The 3,843-nt window shown below is 46.9% G+C and carries 3 protein-coding genes; 2 read left to right on the top strand and 1 reads right to left on the bottom strand.

Annotated features, from left to right (window positions below; genetic code table 11):
• The coding region (locus BACCOPRO_RS14380) for a cupin domain-containing protein (protein WP_008144744.1) at nt 1-259 on the top strand (259 nt) is incomplete at its 5' end.
• A gap of 14 nt (nt 260-273) precedes the next feature.
• Nucleotides 274-1,929, top strand: a complete 1,656-nt coding sequence (locus BACCOPRO_RS14375) for an AMP-binding protein (protein WP_008144742.1) — start codon at nt 274-276, stop codon at nt 1,927-1,929.
• 188 nt (nt 1,930-2,117) lie between these two features.
• Here the strand turns inward: BACCOPRO_RS14375 and BACCOPRO_RS14370 are convergent, their stop codons facing one another.
• The gene (locus BACCOPRO_RS14370) at nt 2,118-3,665 is read right to left on the bottom strand and encodes a Gfo/Idh/MocA family protein (RefSeq protein WP_008144739.1); all 1,548 of its coding nucleotides are present in this window, start codon (nt 3,663-3,665) and stop codon (nt 2,118-2,120) included.
• Nucleotides 3,666-3,843 lie beyond the last annotated feature (178 nt).

Genomic DNA, 3,843 nt, shown 5'->3' with positions numbered 1-3,843 from the left:
TTCCGGTTTCCGCAACCGGATTGCAGATCCGTTTATTGTGACCGTAGAACCGAAGCCGGAAGAAACTCCTGTCTATTTCAATACACATGCAGGGCAGGAATTTAATCTGGTGATTGAAGGACGTCTGCTGCTGAACATCAACGGAAAGGAACTGATCCTGAATCCGGGTGACAGCCTGTACTTCAATTCGGCACTTCCTCACGGAATGAAAGCACTCGATGGGAAGACAGTGCGCTTCCTGGCTGTAGTAATGCAATAATTTAGAAGTTGAGTATGTTAGAAAGATTTATTGAACAGACACATTTTACCTCTCAGGAGGATTTTATAAAGAATCTCCGGATTAAAGTTCCCGAGAACTTCAATTTCGGATATGATGTAGTGGATGTATGGGCTGCGGAAGAGCCGGAACGGAAAGCTTTATTATGGACGAACGACAAGGGAGAGCATATCCAGTTTACTTTTGCCGATCTGAAGAAATATACGGACATGACCGCTTCCTGGTTCCAGAGTCTGGGAATCGGACGGGGCGACAAGGTCATGCTGATCCTGAAGCGCCGCTATGAATTCTGGTTTTCCATCATTGCCCTTCATAAGTTGGGGGCCGTTGTAATTCCTGCTACTCACCTGCTGACCAAGAAGGATATCGTTTATCGCTGCAATGCGGCTACCATCAAGATGATTGTTGCTGCGGGTGAAGAAGTGATTACCCGTCACATCATTGATGCCATGCCGGAATCTCCCAGCGTTGAGAAACTGGTAAGCGTGGGCCCTGAACATCCGGAAGGATTTGAAGATTTCCATCAGGGAATTGAGCAGGCTGCTCCGTTTGTGCGTCCGCAGCAGGTCAATACGAATGACGATATCTCGCTGATGTACTTCACTTCGGGTACGACCGGTGAACCTAAGATGGTGGCTCATGACTTTACATATCCGCTGGGACATATCGTGACCGGCAGTTTCTGGCATAATCTGCATCCCAACAGTCTGCACCTTACCATTGCAGATACCGGCTGGGGTAAGGCTGTATGGGGAAAACTGTACGGACAGATGATTGCCGGAGCCAATATATTTGTTTATGATCACGAGAAGTTTACACCGGCAGACATTCTTCAGAAGATACATGACTATCATATTACCTCACTTTGTGCTCCTCCTACCATTTATCGTTTCCTGATCCGTGAGGACCTGACAAAATATGATCTGTCATCACTGGAATATTGTACGACGGCCGGTGAAGCCTTGAACTATTCAGTCTATGAGACTTTCAAGCGGATTACCGGTATCCGGCTGATGGAAGGATTCGGACAGACTGAAACAACCCTGACTCTGGCTACTTTCCCCTGGATGGAACCGAAACCGGGAAGTATGGGTGTTCCCAATCCGCAGTATGATATTGATCTGCTGACTCCGGACGGACGTTCTGCAGAAGATGGAGAACAGGGACAGATTGTGATCCATACAGACAAGGGAAAACCGCTTGGTCTGTTCAAGGAATATTATCGCGCTCCCGAACTGACCCGTGAGGCCTGGCACGACGGAATCTATTATACCGGTGATGTGGCCTGGCGTGATGAGGATGGTTACTACTGGTTTGTGGGACGTGCAGATGATGTGATCAAGAGTTCTGGTTACCGCATCGGTCCGTTTGAGGTGGAAAGTGCACTGATGACTCATCCGGCTGTAGTGGAATGTGCCATTACAGGTGTACCTGACGAAATTCGTGGTCAGGTAGTCAAGGCAACCATTGTGCTGGCTAAGGATTATCGGGCCAAGGCCGGACCCGAGCTGATCAAGGAGTTGCAGGATCACGTGAAGCGTGTAACTGCTCCTTATAAGTATCCTCGTGTGATTGAATTTGTGGATGAATTGCCGAAAACAATCAGTGGAAAGATCCGTCGGGTAGAGATCCGTCAAAAGGATAGAGGCTGAGATTTTTCGGATTCGGATATAAACTTGCTGCGGCCAGATACGGGCAAGTGAGAAGAACCGGTGGTGCAAAAAAACTTGCATCACCGGTTCTTTTATATGTCTATCCAGCTGAAACTGCCGGAAGCGGGCATAAAAAAAGGCTGTCCCGAAAGACAGCCTTTCTATTGAGTTTAAGATTGTGCGGATGATTATTTTTCAGCAGCCCATTCTTTTGCACCCTGTTCTTTCAGCTTGGCAGTAGCTTCTTTAGCTGCTTTTTCTGCTTCTGCTTCATCTTCAGGACTTGCGAAAGCGTGCTTGAATCCTTTAACGTCGTTCCAGTGACCGCGAGTAAAGTCGGGGAACTGAACAGCTGCACAGTTGTTGTCCATAGACAAAGCACCCAGTTCAGCCAGACAGCACCATTCAGCGAGGTCATAAACGTCCATATCCAAAGGCAGACCGTTCTGCAGACAGTAAACCAGACGGCTGTCCATGATGAAGTCCATACCACCGTGACCACCTACTTCTTTTGCCATTTCACCATATTTCTTCAAGATCGGGTGCTGGTATTTCTCAACCAGAGCTTTCATTTCAGCGTCAGGCATGAAACCGTGTGAGCTAAGGTTGTCTACTTTAGGCTGAACGCCTGAAGCCTTCATCTGAGCAGCATCAACTGCATATCCTTCTACCGGATACTTGTTGGCAAAACCTTTGGTACCAGTCAGCTGATACAGACGGTTGTAAGGCTGCGGGTTCATAACGTTGTGCTGGATTTCAATTACTTTACCGTTAGCAGTGCGGATCAGAGTTGTTGTATGATCACCATTCAGGAAGTTTTCGCATTTTTCACCACTTGCTTTTTCTACCAGTTCTTTACCGTGAACAGATTTGGTATCCATAGCAACCAATGTAGTCATGCGGTCACCACGGTGAATGTCCAGAGCCTGTGCAACAGGGCCAAGGCCGTGAGTAGCGTAAACGTCACCACGATGTTCCATGTTGTAGCGCAGACGCCATCCCAGTTTGTCTTCTTTACCGTTCTTCCAGTAGTAAGGCCAGAAGTCATCCAGGTTGTGGATGTAAGCACCCTGAGCGCGGAGAACTTCACCGAATACTCCGTTCTGAGCCATGTTCAGTGTGTTCATTTCAAACCAGTCATAGCAGCAGTTTTCCAGAATCATACAGTGTTTACGAGTCTTTTCAGACAGGTCGATCAGTTCCCAGCACTGTTTCAGATCCATTGCTGACGGAACTTCGATAGCTGCATGCTTACCGTTTTCCAAAGCACATTTGGCAACAGGGAAGTGGTGATCCCAGTCAGTTGCGATATATACCAGGTCAATGTCTTCACGCTGGCAAAGTTCTTTGTAACCTTCAGCTCCTGAGTAGATAGCAGCTTTCGGCAGGCTAGCAGCCTTCAGATATTTCTGGCAATTTTCAGCACGTTCCTGTTCGTAGTCGCAAAGAGCAACGATCTGTACGCCCGGAATGTGAGTGAAGCGTTCCACGGCACCCGGACCACGCATTCCCAGACCTACAAAACCTACACGTACAACTTTCAGTTTCGGTGCAGTCAGACCGATGGCAGATTCCTGTCCAGCCGGACGTTCCGGAGTGTCAACTACGATAGTTCCCTGTTCCCAGTGGTAGGGAGTTCCGTAAGCGGATACTAATTGTTCTTGCTTGGGTTGGGGGCTACATGCTAAAGCTAACAAAGTGCAAGCTCCCAGGATCAATTGATTGAGTTTTCTCATAGGTGTTGTTTTTTAATTTAGATTATTTTCTGCAAAGGTATAAATTTAAATTGATTCAATCAGTCTTATTAAAAAGATAATTCAAGAAATGTTGTAATATTGATTTATTCTTAATTTCTGAGGCCTTCAGAAAGGAATGGTGAGTGTAGGAGATCTCTTACCTTATATATAGGATATC

Source organism: Phocaeicola coprophilus DSM 18228 = JCM 13818 (assembly GCF_000157915.1).
Classification (GTDB): Bacteria; Bacteroidota; Bacteroidia; order Bacteroidales; family Bacteroidaceae; genus Phocaeicola; species Phocaeicola coprophilus.
The sequence above is the reverse complement of the archived record's forward strand: the minus strand, read 5'-3'. Positions and strand labels throughout refer to the sequence as shown.

What these genes read in the sequence shown, in the direction of transcription:
- BACCOPRO_RS14370 (WP_008144739.1), bottom strand. Translation starts at nt 3,665, where the DNA reads ATGAGAAAACTCAATCAATTGATCCTGGGAGCTTGCACTTTGTTAGCT.
- BACCOPRO_RS14375 (WP_008144742.1), top strand. Translation starts at nt 274, where the DNA reads ATGTTAGAAAGATTTATTGAACAGACACATTTTACCTCTCAGGAGGAT.